Origin of the sequence: Endozoicomonas sp. ISHI1 (assembly GCF_024606225.1) — a bacterium.
Lineage (GTDB): Bacteria > Pseudomonadota > Gammaproteobacteria > Pseudomonadales > Endozoicomonadaceae > Endozoicomonas_A.
This window is the reverse complement of the sequence record NZ_JAGRPU010000001.1, coordinates 309,632-327,723: the sequence shown is the minus strand read 5'-3', so window position 1 is coordinate 327,723 and position 18,092 is coordinate 309,632. Positions and strand designations below refer to the sequence as shown.

Sequence of the window (18,092 nt, the reverse complement as noted above, 5' to 3'; positions counted from 1 at the left end):
TTTATTGAAAATCGAAGTGTTAAAAAAAATTGCAAGAGTCTGATATGATGCTTACAGTTTCTTTTATTGTTTCGTTATTAGTGTCAATTCCAAAACTTATTCTTAAACTTTTTTCAGAAAGATAAGAGTTAAGCCCAATGCTCTTCAGTACGTGTGATGGTTCAATTGTTAGGGATGAGCAAGCAGAACCCTTTGATAAAGATAGAGAGTTATTATAATAAGTAAACAATCTATTAGTATCTAAAATTGGAACTGAAATGTTTAATATATGCATACATGCTTGATTACTGTTTACTATGAAATCAAATTTTCCCTGCATTGACTCTTTAAAAATTTGGCGGTTATTGTTTTTGGCCAATTTAGCATAATGTTTTTTTGAAATGTTTATTGATGAGCTAAATCCAACAATAAGTGGAGTTGCCATAGTTCCTCCACGGAGGCCGAGCTCTTGACCTGCACCATGAATTACTGGGGTTATTTTAGCTTCTCTAACATTTCGAATATATAGTGCGCCAACACCCTTAGGCCCATAAATTTTATGCCCAGAAACTGACATAAGGTCAATATTCAGATCATCAACATCGATATCTAGCTTACCAAATGACTGCGCTGCATCTGTATGAAAAGGAATACCACGATCCAGACAAAGCGCACCAATCTGCTCAATAGGCTGAATAGTACCAAGCTCGTTATTAACGTGATGGATGCTGACAAGAATAGTATCTGGGCGCAGAGCTTCTTTTACCTTCTCTGGGTGAATAACACCTTCCTGGTCAGGGTCTACATAGGTAACTTCAAAACCCTCTTTCTCAAGATAAGCACAAATCGCCAAAATACACTTATGCTCAATGGAAGATGTAATGATATGGCAGCCTTTATCCCGGTTGGCAAGGGCAATGCCTTTGATGGCAAGATTATTGGATTCCGTGGCTCCGCTAGTGAAAATAATTTCACTGGGATAAGCACCAATTTCATCAGCTATTGTTGTTCGAGCCTTTTCAATGGCCTCTGCCGCCTGTCGTCCCATTTGATGAGAGGAGGAGGGGTTTGCATAGTAATCGGTGAACCAAGGTCTCATTGCTTCCATCACTTCCGGAATCACGGGAGTGGAGGCGGCAAAATCTAAGTAAATCATTCAGTCATCCGAGTAGGGTGTAATGTATTCGGTAAGCATATAACACTAATGACGTTAATCACCAGTGTTATATGTGGAGAGGTTATAGGTGCAGCATGCCTTTTAGCTGGTTGAGGATTTCATGTTTCTGTTGGTCAGTAAGATGATGGATTCGTTCCACAATGTCATCAATACTTAATCGGTCAAGTCGCTTAGTAAGGTGCTGCTGAAGTTCCTGGGCATAGGATTGTTCAAACTTGCCTAAGTAGTCAGGGAGCTTCTTGAGCATGTCTAGCTGTTTTTTGATATCAAATTGCCCTAAAGAGTCAATTTCCTCCAGTTTTACCAGTGAGTTAAGCCAGTCTGTTGCAGACTCTTTGCGTTTAACCTCTTCAAACTCTGAAATTCGCTGCTCAATGCTGGAGAGAAGTGCGAGAGCTTTTTCCCTGTCCTCATCCGCAAGAAACGCAGGCAGCCGGGTTAGCTCATCTTTTTGGTTTAGACACTGCTCGTAACTTTGTTCGCCTAATTCTTTATCGGAAAGCAATCTTATCTGTATCCAGTTTTCTGATTTACGGGCGGCAGCTTTAACCCTTTCAGACAAAATAGTTGAGTAGAGTGCTTCAATACTCCAGAAAGTCTCATAGTCATCTTGCTCAAGAAATGTATTGAACTCTGTGAGTTGCTGCTCAATTTGTTTGCTGATCATGCTCTGGATGCGCTGAGGGCTGCTGCTCTCAGTATCCCAAGTATCAATATCAGCCAACAACCGTTCAATTTGAACGATTAGCTCTGTGACTTCCATTTCATCGGGAGTACCAACGAAGATACCTTGTATACGGCGTGCTTTCAGTAATACGTCACGTAACTCTTGTTCATTGGAAGGCTCGTTATATAAGCTTCCAAGCTCATTACGCCGTTCAGACATGGCTTTTTCGAGTTTATCAATACGTCCATCAATAGCAGCTACCCTGGCGTTGATTTCTTCTACCGAAAGGGCGTCACTGGCTTTCTGGATATTTTCGATTAAGCTGCGGCCACGAGAAATTTCATCACGCAGTTCCCGGACAGGTGCAGAGTTGTTTGGTGCAGGTTGCCTTGGGTAATCTTCACTTTCAGCAAGGGTTGTTTTGTAACGTAGCGAATTCTCGACTCTGATTATACAGCTATGAACTTGTCGTATAAGAGCCTGTGATTCGCGTTCAAAGCCCAGCTCTTTCAGTGACCGTGCTGCTTTTTCATTTTTTTCTCTAAACTCATTAACTTGCGCGGGTTCAGTGCAGGATCGCAGTGGAATCCAAGAGGCAATATTTTGACGAATAAGTTCCAACGGAATTGGCAGTAAAGTATTACATTCTGCAATTAACTCTTCTGGCCAAACACCGCTGTCTTCCATTACATTCTTGCTGTCATAGATATTTTTAGCGAGCTTGATGGCATGTGAAACGCTTTCGTTACGAACAGCGCTTTCTAAACCTCTTTCCCATTGCTCTAGCTTGGTTTTTGCCGCTATTAGCTCTGCTGAAATTTCCTGAGTTCTATCAAGAAGATATCTAAAAGTACCTTCGAGGCTTTCTGGCATTGGGTCAGTTTGTACTAGTCTCTCAGCTTCTTTACCAAATAGTACCTTCTTGCCATAGTGCTGTTCTGCTTCCCAGTTATTGAGAAGTGTACGCCACCGGGATTCGCTGTTTTCGGATAGGAAACGGACGCGACTCCCGGTTAGGATTGCCGGTTGGAAGAAATTTTTATTTGTTCCCGTTTTTTTGTAGACAATGTTGAGCCACTCTGTGCCAGAAATCAGCTCACCATTGTGCTCAATACGACGAGGAGGGTTGCTTATTCCAAGGAATAGTGAAATGAACAAACCGGCAGAAGCAGCGTTGAAACCGTATGGCGGGGCAATTAATGCCTGATATGAATTATAAAGAGATAAATTAGGATTCTCTTTGTGTCTATCTTCAAGCCACTGATAAGCTAGTTTTACATTAGCATGCCTTGGCTCATGCACTTTTCCTGACGGTGAAAGAGCTTGCCATGCATGGCGTAATACAGTTTCTGTACGGTTCTGCAGCTGTCTTTCTTGAGTTTGTAGCCAGGCCGTATTGACTTGCTGAGCAATAAGGGCTTTTGATAGTTTAGCTACATCTAAGCCACCGTTGCCTCTTGAGCTAAATCCATCAAAAGGGAATACGATGACATTAGGGTATATTTCTTGGAAAACTTTCGTACCGATTTGTGAAAGCCTTCTGCCTTCTGGATATTCAGGAAAGCCTGCTATCCAGTGATTTTTTTCAAGAATGGCATCTTCTGTAGCTTCTTTAATTGCCTGCAAGCTGCGGCGCTGATCTTCTGGAAGGAATCGGCGGTAGCGGTTTTCATCTGCCTCCGAAATATCTTCCTCGAATAAATGTAATCGAGTTATATGGTCAGCAATTGTGTTATGACGGTCATTGAGGGCAATAATCCAGACAGGAGCCTTCGGCAGGGAAAGAGCCTTAAGCTGTTCATCCATTAAATTAATAGTTTTAGTCTGAACTTCCGCAAGATCATCATCATTATGTAAATAAAGATAAATCACCTTTCCTTTGGCTTCGTTCGGCAGGGCTGCGTTTGACCAATCTTTAAAGGTGTTCTTGATGGCACTTTCAATATTGCCAGTGTGAGCGACGGATGTTTCAAAGAACCATTCATGAGTGTTGATGTGATTCATTTGGGCAAAATCAGACCGCACATCCTGAATGGAGTCAATGTTCAACTTTGCCCGTTGAATGAATAAATTTTTGATGTCATTGACACTGTAGCTGGCAAGCTGTTTTCTCACCCACTGCTGAAATTGACCACGGCTGGCACCATCGCTTAAAAGCTCATACTGACCAAGATCCTGGTTCCATTCGACAGCACCTAGCTCAGACAAACTTTGGAGAGATTCTTCGAGTTGATGCTGGTTCAGAGCGGTAGCTTCACACAGCAGAGAATCCGCTACAGTCTTAGTTTTTTTGCCTACGCACATCTTCTCCAGAGCAGCAACACCAGCAAGAATGTTTTGCTTAGGCTCGTCGAGGTGACTGGAGAATTTATCTAATAATACTTGAAGTGTTTCTGCGGTTGATCCGCCCGTCTCTCTTTCTGCCGCCACGAGTTCGGGCAGCATATTGTTGATGATCAGTTCTGCAACGCTCACTTGCCTGATCGTGTTATCAACTTGAGAGCTTTGGTCAGCAACTCGTTCGATAATATCTCGAATGAAAGTCAAAGCAGAACGGGATTGGACTACATCACGTTGACGGCTTAAAAACCAGACTGCTACAGGATGGAGAGGCCAGCAGCCTCTTGCAATAACATCCTTGAACCGATCAGAATCATTCCATACTGGATAACGATCAAATCCGGGCATATTGCCCGATAGTCGTTCCCAGCTTATTTGAGCTTGAGAGTCGGCCTGTGTTTGGGTCCACAGGGCATCAAGAGCTTGTTCATCTTTACCAATCATATGGGCAAAGATGGTTTCAAGGTTAGATGACAGATACCACTTATCTGCTGCATCAAAACGAGTGACATAGCGTTGCAGCTGTCGAAGGTCAATGCCACTGAATCGCTTTAGGTATGCCTTTAATTCATATTGGATAAAGCCAACAAATCGTGTCTTACTGCTGTTATCCTGAATACCTTGAAATATCTGTTGTAACACGGAGTCACCAGCAAGATTTGGTTTTTCGGCTGCATATTCCAAGTAACGACCAAACTCATCGAACAAGATAATAACTTGAGAGAAAGGACCATCTTCTGAGCAGTAAACGTTAGACAGAGTGTCTATGAGTTCTTGTGCTGATTCCTGGCCTTCGACTGGAATAGGGCTGCCATTCGCATTGATGTATATTTCGTCAACAACGCTATAAATTTCCTCATCATTTTGATTCAGGCGTTCAGTTATCTGCTCAATATTCAAGCTAGGTAAGTGTTTGCTAAAAACATCCTTACGTACCTCGAAATTTCTTTCTGCAAATTGTGAAGCTGTTTTAAATCGAGGTGACAGGTTGCGAATGGCATCTGCGTCAATACCAAGCTGTTTAAATTGGGAAAAGACTGCTTGGCTTAGCGCGTTACCAAGGTGGAAGCCTGACATACCGTCGAGAGGAAGAATCAGCGCCGGCTTATTGAGCTTACCGAGGTAGTTATCAACCTGCACTCCAAGAGATTCGTCAGCTTGCTTGATTTGCTGGATAATTTCTCTTGCAGTATCACTTGTAGGAGAGGAAAGTAATGTTGCTGTAGTCAAGGCAAGGTGTGATTTACCTGACCCATAACCCGCTACTGCCAACCAATATGGGTTAATGTCTTTTCCGCTGAGGCCTGCATCCATTGATTCCAGCAAGTCTCTAACGAAGCTGGCGGTATCCTTGAGACGATATCCTCCCTCGATACCGTCGCTTTCAGCAGCCCCAGCACCGTGATATCGAGGACCATGAAATACAAAGGCTTTTGCTGCTTGTTCAGCCTGTGATACACGTTTCTGCACCCAACCTAACTGAACTGCCCCTTCGAAGAAATTTTCATCGTGAAAACGGATAATTTGCTGAATATTCATTACTCTAACTTCTATGTTGTCATTATTTTTATTTAACTTGATTATTCAGTTGTTTATACTGATTTGGATCAAGGGTTTCCCCCGGGTTTGCCCGGGGGAAGCAAGGGTTAAATTAATAAACTGTAAATATCTTTAACTGCCTCGTCAGTGGACTGAAGTCTCAAAGCAAGAGTTTCCCCTGTCTGTCTGTCGAACTGCATAATTCGATGATCAGACATCCAGTTCAACCATGCCGATCCATCGTCTGTAGACCAATTCAATAAGGTAAAGACTTTACCTTTCTCGAATAGTTCACCTAACTGAATCTGCTGTTGTGTTGGGAAAAACTGATCCCAGAGCAGTAATAGATAGGCTGAATACAGCGGGTAATAACTGCGCTCATTGCGTGCAGATAAAAATTGATAATTTTTATCTGCACAACAAGTCAATGCAGAAGTTAGAGCCAAGGCACTTTCATCCTCATACATTCGTACAACTAATGAGGCTAGTTTTTTCACAGTAGCTGCATTCCCGTGGCGTTCAGTCAGATAATCGATATACGTGTCGATAGCAAAGCGATTCCCGAGACGATAGCCTCGGTCTGCGAATAGGGCAAACCAGGCATCAGCAATACCTCTTCCGGGCTCTGAAATCGATAATGGACGACACATCATTAAGTGTAAAAGCCATAGAGTGATGGTTTCGCTGAGATAAGGGTCTTCCTCATACACAGCTTCACCCACAGTACTTAAACTTAAGCTCCAAACACCTTCAGCCCTGTTAGCATCTATCAGCCCCATCGCTAGAGCGTAATGAATCATGGGCTCAACCTTTCCAGACTTTGCTCCAGTTGGAATTCCTGTCGCTTCAGATATCTGTTCTTTGGTACCGCTACCGTTACGAGCGGCGAACGCCAATAGACGAGCTATTAATGTTCTATCTGCCAGAAATGTCTGTGTAAAGTTGAGCGGAATTGATTTTACTTCTTTCACCTCAAGCCCCTGTATCACGTTGCTCTAGAGCTGTAACATTGACAAGTACAGCCTCTTCCTTGAATGTTCCGCCAGACTTAAGCACAGGGCCTAATGACCAACACTGGCCTTTCTCAAGTTTGGATAGTCGCTTCGCCCAATCAGACTTACTGATATCCGTTGCCTGAGAAAGTATTTGGGCAAATCTATCAACCTCGGTAGTAGCAGGCTTAAAGAATAACTTATGTCCAGCTTGGAACAATCTATCTCGCTGCTCCTGAGTGAACTGACTGGTTGTTTGAGTTGCCAAAATCATAGACAAACCGAATTTACGCCCTTCGCGAAGCATCTTATCGATGGGTGAGTCGCTGCTGTGGTCAAGATTTTGTATTTCATCCAATACAACGGGAATTGGACGATTCTTACTTCCAGTACTTTGGGCATAATCCCAAAGATCCCATAGGGCAAACTCAGTGACCATTTTCTGGATTTCTTTGCCCAGACCCTTCAGCTGCAAGGTATGAACAAGATTGTCTGGTGAGTAAATCATCTCATCCCAGGTGGAGTCTTCTTCTTGTCTAAAAGGCTTGGCTTCAATAAGAGGCTCGAGCTTGCTTGCTAATGTCTCTCCGTTACTGCTGTCATTTCTCAAACCTGAAAGCATATCTTCAAAAGTGAAGTCAGAACTTCTTTCAATGCCTTCTTGTAAAACTCGTCGCAATGCGGCGAATTGTTGGTCGCCAATCATGAATACAGAGGCAAAAATACTCGCAACCCTTGTGGCAACTTGATACGCAGACTCTTCAATAGGCGGTATCGACGGGTCAATGATCTGGGTTTGTTTTCTGAATGGATTCAGTGGCAATTTATCCGTAACAACAAAGTGGTTTTTGGGTACTGTGAATTCAGAAAACTGTTCTTCAACCTGATTTGGCAGAAAGCCATCCGTATAATCGATAATTACTGATCGAATATGCTGCTTGGCAAGTTCAGACAGTAAGCACTGAATACCGTAAGTCTTGCCTGATCCAGATGTGCCAAATAGTAGCAGGTGACGGTTTGCCAGCTGTTTGTGGCCATAATGCCAGTAGACTGGCTGATCATTTTTTCGGGTTCCGATAAGGATTTTATCTGGAACAGATAATGTGTTCTTTACCAGATTTGTTGATACTGATTGTTTAGAAAAAACACGATCCGTTAATAAGTACTCGGTTAAGCAGTCATGTTCAAAGGAGGGGGTATCAATCTCATCCTGCTCATCCAAGTTATCATCATCAATATCAGGTTCTTGCTCAGATTTATTGGGTTTTTCGTTAACCACTACTTTGGATTCAGAACATGTTTCTTCACGTGAGCTGTGCTCTTCTACATGATTGCTAGCCTCAACATCCGATATGGAGTTTGTTTCAGATGAATCAGTGCTTTCAAATGATGAAGGCTGAGAAAAATCAATCTGAGTATTTTCAGGCCTTAAAGATACATTAGGTACATTAGAAGAAATCAGAGAAGCTGATTTTTCGACGGTATCAGAGAATAATTCAGATACTCCTCGGTATCCAAGCTCAAAATGTTGAAGGTAAAAATCTGTTGGTATATCAAAAACAGGCTGTATTGTAGCTTTCTGCATCGGAATATTGGTTAGAGTTGCATTTGCTAGCTCTTGATCAGTCCAGAAGGTGCAGATAGAACCTTGCCATTGAATTTCAAAATCACCTTCAGCAAGCTTCTCCAGAGCAAGATCCATTTTGCCCCATTCTTGCTCTGACAGGCTAACGACAGAGCGAGAGGATATTGCTCTGTGCAACTGCGCCCACCAGTAGCGCCGATTAAACCCATAACCTTTTACTTTGCTGTGCTTTGGCGTGAAAATGGATGTTAGGTGGCGCAGGCCCTCATGAAGCTGCTCTGATGCTTTATGAATATGGGCAACGCTGTATTTGGCAAACTTGCATTCAATAACATGAGCGTGAACAAGAGGAATATCATTTTCCCTAAATTCAAGGCTCAATTGTAGCAAGTCTGGCATGATGCCGTTTTCTTTACCTGAAAACCAGTGAAGCATTGAGTCGAGAGGGATTAGCTGTGTTGCTTGACCTACAGGTTTAGCTAATAAACGCTGTACTGCGGCAAAGCCGACCACCTCGCGTATTTTCTCACCATCGCCTACAACAGCTCTTAAAGATGCAAGGCCTATAATTTCTTCTGCTTCACCAACAATTCTTGCGGCCATTGTGCCAAAAGCATCTGGATTCTCATGAGCTAGCAGGTGAACAAGGCTCCCTTCGACTTTATCTGTGAGCTGCTTCAACGAATCTTGTTCTGTTGACAGTGTTAGATTGAGTTCTCCATAGGAGCCCAGACCAGATGAAAATCCAACAATTTTTCTTCGTTCCTGACCTCTTTCATCAACAAGTAAACGCTTGTCAACAAATGGATCAATACAGGCGATCCATTGAGCCTGTTTATGAAGAGCTTCAACAATTGGAGCCCATGGCTGGTAATCTACCTGACCGTATACAACATGGTCGCTGTTACCGGAATTGTTGCCATATGACAAACGAGCTGTCATGTCAGCATGGCGTGCTTGAACCTGTAATCGACGATTACTGATAAGGCTTTGTCTATGGTTTCTATTTCCATCATTGATTGGCCTCGGGTAATCCGCTATAGGGAACTGCAAGCCACTCCAATCCCCAAAACTGAATTCAAAGGGCTCGGCAACTTCTACTTTTCCTGTTAACTGATCTGTTAAAAAGTTAAACAAGAAAGCGACATCATATAAGCGTTTTTCTTGGTTTAATACATCAGTGATTTGTTCTCTTGGTGTAAACCTGTGACCAATCTTTATGTTGACTGAACGCCCTTTCTCCCGGTGACGTTCTGTAATGTGATCACGCCAAAGACCAAGACGATACTCCATTGATAATGGTGACGATGATGTAGAATAAACCATGATCGTGCAATGAAATGCAGGCCATTCATCTGAATTATCTGCAAGGTAATCATGTAAAAATTTGTCCACCCCTGATAAGATTGTCTGAAGCTCTTTGACATTGACAGCAAGAATTCTTAATCCATCTTGAGCATAAGGATGTAGTTTTTGATAATCTTGTAATACACGAACAACCAAATCCCTTTCTTCGCAAGGGCGCACAACTTCTCTGACATCATCGTCGTCTACATCGTCTTCGCGAAGAAGAGCTTGAGCAGCAAGACTATTAGCAGTTGACGGTTCTTCACCAAGACAATGAATTAAGCCAAATGAATGTATCTCAGCTGATAGAAGGCCCTGTTGGTTTACAGCGATTCCTGCAAGTGGGCGGTGAATTTTAGCCAGATCAAGAAGTTTTCCAAAGTCTGATTCGTGATTTTCACTAAGTAATAGCTCCGCTAGCACTTCAGGGAAGCCATCCGCTAAAAATCGAGTTTGGGCACTAGATAGTTCAAGGACGCAAGGACTAAGCCCCCATGCTATTGCGGATTTGATGTAGCTGTCATTAGCTTGAGCTAATTCATCAACAAGGAAAAAAGCTTTGTAGACTCTTCTGAGTAACTCTGGCCCACCTCGCTTATCAGTATCAAGAACTGCTTTGGTAAACGTACTATATGAATCAATTAGGCTTGCAACCTGATTATTTTGCATTGCCTCGTAGTAGCCAGTATGAACAACAGTATCCAGCCAACTACGATAGTCAGAAATTAACAAACTCAGCTGAGTCCATAACTGAGGGTCAACTTGCCCTGCCGACAATTCTTCTAACATATTAACTAATTGCAAGTCTGTTAAGGCGAGAGAGACCAATCGATTAGCTTCCTCTTCATCAACAGCATAATAGATAGCAGCCATTGCTGAGGCAGATATTTTGTAAGAGGGGAGCAGGCGTTCCGGATTTGGTGATTTCTGCCATTTTCTAAGGACATCCCTGGCACACATAAAGCGGACACGTTCAGGCTGAGTAGAATCTAGGCGCCAGCAAAAAACGGATTCTAGAATTGACTCCTTATCAGAGTTTAACAAGCACACTTTGAACCTGAGATTAGCACGCTTGCGGCTTACACCATACTTTATTTCGTCAAGATCATATATCAGGTCAATAGGAACACTCCTTTCCCATTGATTGCTTGGCAGCAAGGCCTGGTCTTCATCTTCCGGAAGCCTGAAATCGATACTTTTGAAGACGTTATCAAGTCCTCCAATGCATCCCGACAGGATTTGTCTTGCTTGTTCTTCTGCCCCTTCTCCCTCCTCATCATTATCGATTAGATCATGTTGGAACTGGATTAACTCGATGTGGGCTGAAGCAAGATCATCAATGTCATCTTTACTATATGCTCTCGAGAAATCAGAAAAAGATTGCCATATTCCATGAAGAAATGCCTCAAAACTCATTCCTGAATATGTTGGAATGGTGCTTCGAACTCCAGGTTTTCTTTCCCTTATCCTCAGTGTTTTGAGTAAAGGGAGTGCATTGATCTGAAGTAACTTATTTCTTGCGTCATCACTTGCTTTAAAAATAAAGCTTTCGAGTAAATCTTTGTAGTTTTCATTTTCTTCAGAAATGGCAAAGAGTTCAGATTCATTATCATCTAAAGCTTTAGTGATTTTCTCCCAATCTTTTTTTTGACTGGCTAAAGTCTTGTATTTTTTGTGAGAAATGAAACTGTCAGCTTCTTTGATCGATTTTTTTAAATTGCTACCATTTAAGTCTTTTGAGTTTTCTGATAGCAGAGGAGGAATTCCCCAAAACGGTAGGCTTTGGAATAAAGCTTCTTTAAACTCAGAGACGCCAGAGCATTCACTATTATCCGAAACAACTCGTTCAAGATATTCAGCTACCTTATTTAAACGCATAGGGCGTTCACTGAATATTTGCTGCAAGGCGGATTCAAGCGCTCCTAACTCGGTGTCTGAAGCACAGAGATCAAGCTCTGAATTAACCCGATCTAGCCAAGGGTTGAAACACTGATCCATACTTTGCCATATGCGTTTTTCATCAACTATATGGAAATCAGATAGGCCACCTTGGTCTGTGGCATGATTCAAACCAACTAATACGACCAGCAATGCATCCGTTTGCTCATCCTTTGCAGTACGGTTTCGATACCATGTTAATTTATCTTCTTCATCAATCCATTTTCTGTTGCCGTCAGAAGTTATTGCTCCGCGCTGACGCATCTGATCATCCAGTGACTGCGATGATTCATTTTTGCACCAGTCCTCCCATAAGCCACTAGCAACTCTAAAGTAAGTTTTTATATTTTGAGTTTGTTTTTTTTTGACACGGTATTCTTCAAGGTTTTCAAAAAAGCTAAAAACTTCACTAGGTGAAAGGCTTTGTACTATGAAACGGGCTTCCTTGTCGCCTGACTCCTGATTTAAAACATCGTCTGCTTTAGAAATCAAGTAATCTGACAGTGATTCAATATATAAATTCATTAAGATTGCTCCATACCGACAAGGTTAACAACGATGGATACTGCGTCTGAGAGTTCAACCAAAAAGCCACCTTGCTGTAGCGATTCTTCGACCCATGTGGTATCAGCAGCAATTGCATACTGTTGAGATTCATTTTGATTGCTAGTCTGTGACAAAGCGGTAGCTAACTGTAATTCACCTAACGCAATGCCATAGTGAGCGAAAACTCGTTTATAAAATTCAGTTAAGCGAACCCTCTGTCCAGGCTCTATAAGAGAAATCACCAAGAAGCGTAATAACTTAGGGGTTAAAACAAATCGTTGCCCTTGACCAGCAGGAGGGATAACGAGTCCAATATCTTTTGCTGTTTTCCGGAAAATCTGAAAGCCATGCTTTAATGCATCATTCATTTTGATGTCTGTTGCTCCAGACTCAGCCATCATATCAGATACATTTGATAATGCCCTGTACAACACCTCCTCAATCTGTTCAAATGATTTTTGTGCTATTTTTCTGATGCCATTATCAGGTGGTGTTTTAGGATCGGAAACTACCCAAGCATATTGACCAATGAAAGGCTGTACTTCATTGTTTCTATGCTCTGTACGGTATGCTTGGAAACATAAATTCCTAAGCACCTGCATTGAGCATAATGTTTGTAATAGGTCCAGTTTCTCGAGATCAGAAAGAGAGGAATTTACGATATTATTCAGCTCAATGGCAAATAGGAATGCTTCTGGGATTGTGGTTGTTGGTACCCAGCCTAATGATGCTTCCTTTTTCTCAAGTTCATCGAATGATAGTTGCTCTAGGGATTTTTCTATAAATGATGCAATTTCAGCAACAGGCTTTACAGCACCTGTTAGAAGAGATTTTAAACCATCTTCAATCTGTTGCTTAAGAGATGAGTTAGAAACATCACTGAGGTGCTTATAGGCAGTATTATTTTCAAAATAGGATTTTATAGTAGTGTCTGATTTTGAAAAAAGATGTGATAGCTGTAAAAACAACATTTCACCACCTCTAGCCATAAACATATGGCTAGAGGTGTCAAAATGCTGTTCAGCTTCCGACCAGTGATTAATGCCTGCTTTTATTGCATCTGAATGACGCCAACCAACTTCTCGAGCGATGAGCGAAGGAGATAGCGGTAAGAAATTTTGTGCTACCCAGGTTCTGTTTTTCGATACACCTACAAAGCCACCCAGTAAACTCTGAAATAGTCTTATAACATTGTCCTTTTCATTATCTGAAAAATCCATATTATCCTTCAGAGCAGTCAAAGCCTGTAGGTAAGCAATCTGATGTTCTGGGTGCCGAGTTTCTAACTTAGAACCAGAAAAAAAAGAGAATAGCTTTAATGACGTTTTTGCTTTTGGCCAATATTTCCCCAGCTTATCATTTGCTATAGAGAAGCTATATTCATTATTTTGATCATCCCCTTTGGGAGAAAGGAAAACTAGCAGGAGTTCAGCTAGATACTCTACAGAGGTTTGATCTTTAAAGTATCTTCGCCCATAGAGTTGTATTGCTGGGTTATTTTTGCCATCTTCCTTTTGCCCTTTGACAGAAGGAAAACGATCTAGTGATGAAAAAGGTATATTCATCTTTTCTACCATTTCTGAATTCATAGCTTTTCCAAAGAGTTGTTTTCTGCATCTAGGACAAAGCGATGTAAATGAACAACGCCATCTACACCTGTTTGCAACAGCTCGATTTCATCATCGTAACTATCAGATTTTCCAGCTCTTATGAGGGCGGATTGGAAAGCATCCAACTGTGATTGATAAATAGGTGACAGTTCTGTACCTAATTCCCCTGAGCTTCTCTGCTTAATATAATCAAGAAGGGGTAATGATAGGGGTAATATAGCCTTGTCTCGGTCATAACTTAATATTGGCATGCTTCTGCGAGAGCAATATTGAAGACGAAAGTCACGAAAAGGCAATGTTTTTATAATTAGCTGAGTGGGCTGTATCACAGCTTTATCTGATCGACGGAGAGTTAAATATATTTTGTCATGATCCTTGAATTGACCAACACTGAATCCAGAAAAAACTTCGAGGAGGACGCTTAAACAGGATTTTTCTAATGCTCTTGATTCTTTTGAGGATAGGGTTAGTTTTTTTGCATTTTGCCATTCATCAAAGTCTCTTAGCTCCTCAGAGATCAGAAAATTATCAAGGAATAAGGAAGCTTTTCTAGTTTCGCTCTGTTTTGTTGTCCCAAATAGATAGCACAAACGCCTTAAAGCATATCGCCAACGCAAACCAGAGCTAGCTGATGAAGTTTGCTGCCAAAGTCGCTCCAGATTTCGAAGTTCTTCAGGGATTTCAGCCCAGCCCATACCTGCGTCGGTTGTAATTAGGCGGTCATATTCTACCCCGGCAGGTGAACCGAAAAGTTCACGGTGCAACAAAGCAATGGCGTGTAAATTTTGAGCTTCAGGCCAGACCTTTCCATTTTTGTAGCCAAAGAATGACTCACTAAATAACACCTTTTCTAATCCAGAGCTATCTGTATCTCCAATACCGGCTTTAGCTTGCTCACAACTCATTCCTGCCGTTATTCCTAATGCTATGTGGGCAACAATTTGTCGCAAGGTCAGCCTGTGTTCGTATGCATTGAGTCTCTGATAAACCCAGCGTACTCTCTGCTCAGGTGTTTCACCGGCAGACACTAACGCTGACTGGTTTCTCTTGATTGGGCACGATTTACTCTCGCTACACTCTTCACACTTGCTCCATCCGGAGTGGCTAGTGATTTTATTGAGCAGTTTCGCCCCTAACCTGACATTATCTAGTCGAGTTAGGTTTAAAATAATCAGGTCCTTTTCAAAATATTTTATCGTATGTTCAGAAAGATCTGATGGGTTTACGTCCTGACTTAGACTCTCAAGAATGTCACTTTCAATTTGATGACTTTGACTATGACCTTCCGAGTATTTGAGGAGACTCTGAAGCAGAGGTCCAGTATTACTTACAATCAACCAGCTGCCGTCTTCCTGAAAGGCCTTTGTTAGCCAGTTTTGCCTATCCTCTGTACTGAGTTCACTCATATCCTTCACAATGGATACGTTTGCACTCTCGATGACCTCGAGTTTTTTCAAAGGGTTTGAGAGAGGTTCAGAAGCAGAAAGTCCACTTAGATTTTTATAGATATCGAGAGCTACCGTGGATTTACCATCCCCTGCGTGCCCCGTGAGGATAATGACTTTATCCTGATCGTTTCTCAAAGATTTAAGAAGTGGATCAACTATGGGGAAAGGCTCATATAGCCCTGTAAAGTATTCATTCAGTGCTTGTGACTCGGCTAGCGCATTTGCCCCACCGGCTCCAAGATTATGTAACGAATTAAGGTAAGAAATGTAATTATTTGACATGTTTAGCTGTCTTCTGTTCGGGGATCATATACAAATATTTATTCAAAAATACTTTTGAGTGCTATGTCTGAGTAGTTTTGCCGTGAAAAATTCCATAATTTTCTCACGCTACCGCCATGAGGCTTGTCAGTCATAACTTTGCTGAACGGGCGAAAGTCTCATAGCTTAATGCAAATTGTCATTTGGTAAGTAAATGGTTCGATTGTGCCAGATTTTCTGAGGCCTTGATAGCAAGACTTAGGTTCCGCTTTACGACCTGAAAACACAAGGTAGAAAGAGTTGGAGGAGGCGACCGCTGTGCTGTTAAGGCAAAATACCCGTGCTCAAAACGACGCATCCGCAAAGTACTACACATGGACGCCCCAGAATAGTAATTCCAAAACCTAAAAAAACGGCATAGAATTTGCCGATGATAAGATAATAGGTGTGGCTGTCAGTCTTTTCGTGATCAGTATTACCCCTGCCCAAAGTTGACCTGAAAACACCGGTTTGAGATGACCTCTCGATTAACCACTTCATGGCAGAATCCTTTAGTGTTATCAGCACCCAGGGAAGAAGACCGTGATCAACCGAGAAGGCTAGTTTATGATAAAGCCAGCCAGAAACAAAGGCTGCTATCTTGAAGACTTTGCCTGCCAGACAGGGCGCTCTGTCGGTATCGTTCAACGGGCACTAAAATGCCGGGGGTTGCCTATCAAGCGTAAATCCGGGGTTCATGCCGGTAAGCTGGAAGGCTATAAACCGCTGGTTATGCATTTTTGGCAGATAACGTCTGGAATGCCGAGATCATCTTCGCTGAACTCAAAGAGCAAGGATACACCGGCCACATTACCGTTTTACGGGACTACGTCAAAACACGTTCTGATCTGTATGGGCATTAGTGCTTTCCTGAACTGGTGTATCTGCTATTATTTTTATCTCCAGTGTTCTGTCACTTAAAACAGACGTGTTTCACTAAAAAAGGCATTCTGCGATAGCAGGAGAGGTTAAGACTTCGACGTTAAACTCCGCAGAAGTCCACTTGTTGCCGTGAGGCACCTACCACTCTTTGCGAGTCTTTTCAATCAGCAGGCTCTCTGCTGCGATGTTGTCGGAGCCTAATCACTCTGGCTACTGGGTTGTTCTGTTCGTCAGAATAACGTGTCACATTTGCTGACCATTTCTCAGAGCGTGAATACCTGTGTTTGCCATCACCCATTACATCGGGACACAGGTAAGTGCGCACTGAAATCCGGTTGCAGCGCATTTTCAAAAAGCCGTTTCAAGAGACCCTTTCTGGATATATTGGCATCCGTACCCTACAGCCAGACCAGTGTCTTTTATCGGCACTTTCTGATGATTTGATCAACTTTTTTATAAGCAGGCGAGCATGCTAAACCCGGCCATTCTTCAGTATTGGTTATAACAGCAACCGCCTCAGCTGCTGGCATCAGCAAAGCTCAGCTCTCTGGAGCAATGAGCGTCACTGCCCGCAACCCTTGCGTTACAGGCTGTCCCGTCTGGCCACTGCGTGATGTGGCTTCGAATTGAACTTTGTTCAGGGTTTCGGGACTGATTGTCCGATATGCCAGATTGGGATGGAGGGGTAGAGTTGTGTCTCATTTTTTAAGCCGTAACGGCCATAATTTTGGTTTTGGCCGACAGTTGTCTTATGCTGGGCGTAATGCACTCAGGGCAATGATGCCGGGTCAATTTTGTACGGTGGCCACCCACTCTGAGCGATGGAAACAGTTTTGTGCCTGGAGTCAGGCCCGAAATATTTGTGAAGCCCATCAGGTGAATAACCAGACATTGAAGCACTATGCCGTTTATCTACGGGCAAGGCTGGAAGGGCAGGGCAGACCATTATCTGTTGCCACAGCACAGAATCTGCTGTCTACCTGCAATGTGGTTTTGAAGGCGCTGCGAGGCAATGAAGATATAAGGATTAAACCTTCTGAGGCTCTACAGGTGAACCGGGAGAAAATTCGCACTGAACCACCGGAGTTAAGCAGGGATAAGTTGGCACAGGCACAAGCCGAGTTAATTTTGAAAGGTCAGGAGCGAATAGCAGCCGTTTTAGGTCTGTGTCGAGAGCTTGGGCTGCGTTCCCGAGAGGCTGTATTGCTTGATTGCCGCAGGGCTCTTGAGCAAGACAAAGCCTGCGGAAAAATCGATATTGAGCGGGGTACAAAAGGCGGACGTGGCAAATCGACGTCTACCAGTCCTTCACGAGTTGAACGGTGGGTTCCAGTATCCGGCTATGCACGTATGGCTTTGTCTCAAGCGGTAAGGATGCAGGGCGACAACGATTGCCTGATACCTATCGGTAAAAAGCTTGAAGATTTTCTGGCTCTGGTGCGTATGCACAGTGGTCCTGTTCTCAAAAAGTATGGGCTGAATAACCGGCATGATCTCCGGGCGGCCTACGCTTGTGAACAATATCAACAAATTACAGGTTGTTCTGCACCTGTTTTATCAAGTGGTATCAACATTGATAAACACGGCGATCTTCAAGCCCGGAAGGCCATCGCTGATCTGCTAGGCCATCACAGAAGTAGTGTGGTTTCAGCCTACATTGGCAGTAATCAGCGAGATAGAAGCAAAGGGCAACTGCCGAAAAAAAGACGTTGAATTAGCGATCTGAAATAACTGGGCAACAC

The 18,092-nt window shown here is 42.7% G+C and carries 8 protein-coding genes; 2 read left to right on the top strand and 6 right to left on the bottom strand.

Going from position 1 to position 18,092, the window contains the following annotated elements:
- Positions 1-19: 19 nt before the first annotated feature.
- The 6 genes from KBW69_RS01085 to KBW69_RS01060 form a co-directional block, all read right to left on the bottom strand.
- Positions 20-1,135: a cysteine desulfurase family protein gene (locus KBW69_RS01085; RefSeq protein WP_257279603.1), complete on the bottom strand. Its 1,116-nt coding sequence runs from the start codon at positions 1,133-1,135 to the stop codon at positions 20-22.
- Positions 1,136-1,217: 82 nt separating this feature from the next.
- Positions 1,218-5,702, bottom strand: coding sequence for a hypothetical protein (locus KBW69_RS01080; RefSeq protein WP_257279602.1), 4,485 nt, complete (start codon positions 5,700-5,702; stop codon positions 1,218-1,220).
- A gap of 107 nt (positions 5,703-5,809) precedes the next feature.
- The gene (locus KBW69_RS01075; protein WP_257279601.1) at positions 5,810-6,673 is read right to left on the bottom strand and encodes a DUF4007 family protein; all 864 of its coding nucleotides are present in this window, start codon (positions 6,671-6,673) and stop codon (positions 5,810-5,812) included.
- A gap of 1 nt (position 6,674) precedes the next feature.
- Entirely contained in the window at positions 6,675-12,089 is a 5,415-nt protein-coding gene (locus tag KBW69_RS01070; protein ID WP_257279600.1) for a type IV secretion system DNA-binding domain-containing protein, read from the bottom strand.
- Complete coding sequence (locus tag KBW69_RS01065) at positions 12,089-13,699, bottom strand: hypothetical protein (protein WP_257279599.1); 1,611 nt, start codon at positions 13,697-13,699, stop codon at positions 12,089-12,091. The genes KBW69_RS01070 and KBW69_RS01065 overlap by 1 nt, the downstream gene beginning before the upstream one ends.
- Positions 13,696-15,450, bottom strand: coding sequence for a hypothetical protein (locus tag KBW69_RS01060; protein WP_257279598.1), 1,755 nt, complete (start codon positions 15,448-15,450; stop codon positions 13,696-13,698). The genes KBW69_RS01065 and KBW69_RS01060 overlap by 4 nt, the downstream gene beginning before the upstream one ends.
- Before the next feature lie 585 nt (positions 15,451-16,035).
- Between KBW69_RS01060 and KBW69_RS01055 the strand changes: the two genes are divergently transcribed.
- Both KBW69_RS01055 and KBW69_RS01050 read left to right on the top strand, forming a co-directional pair.
- On the top strand, positions 16,036-16,389 hold the full coding sequence (locus tag KBW69_RS01055; RefSeq protein ID WP_257279597.1) for a hypothetical protein: 354 nt from the start codon (positions 16,036-16,038) through the stop codon (positions 16,387-16,389).
- 654 nt (positions 16,390-17,043) lie between these two features.
- The gene (locus KBW69_RS01050) at positions 17,044-18,063 is read left to right on the top strand and encodes an integrase domain-containing protein (protein ID WP_257279596.1); all 1,020 of its coding nucleotides are present in this window, start codon (positions 17,044-17,046) and stop codon (positions 18,061-18,063) included.
- Positions 18,064-18,092 lie beyond the last annotated feature (29 nt).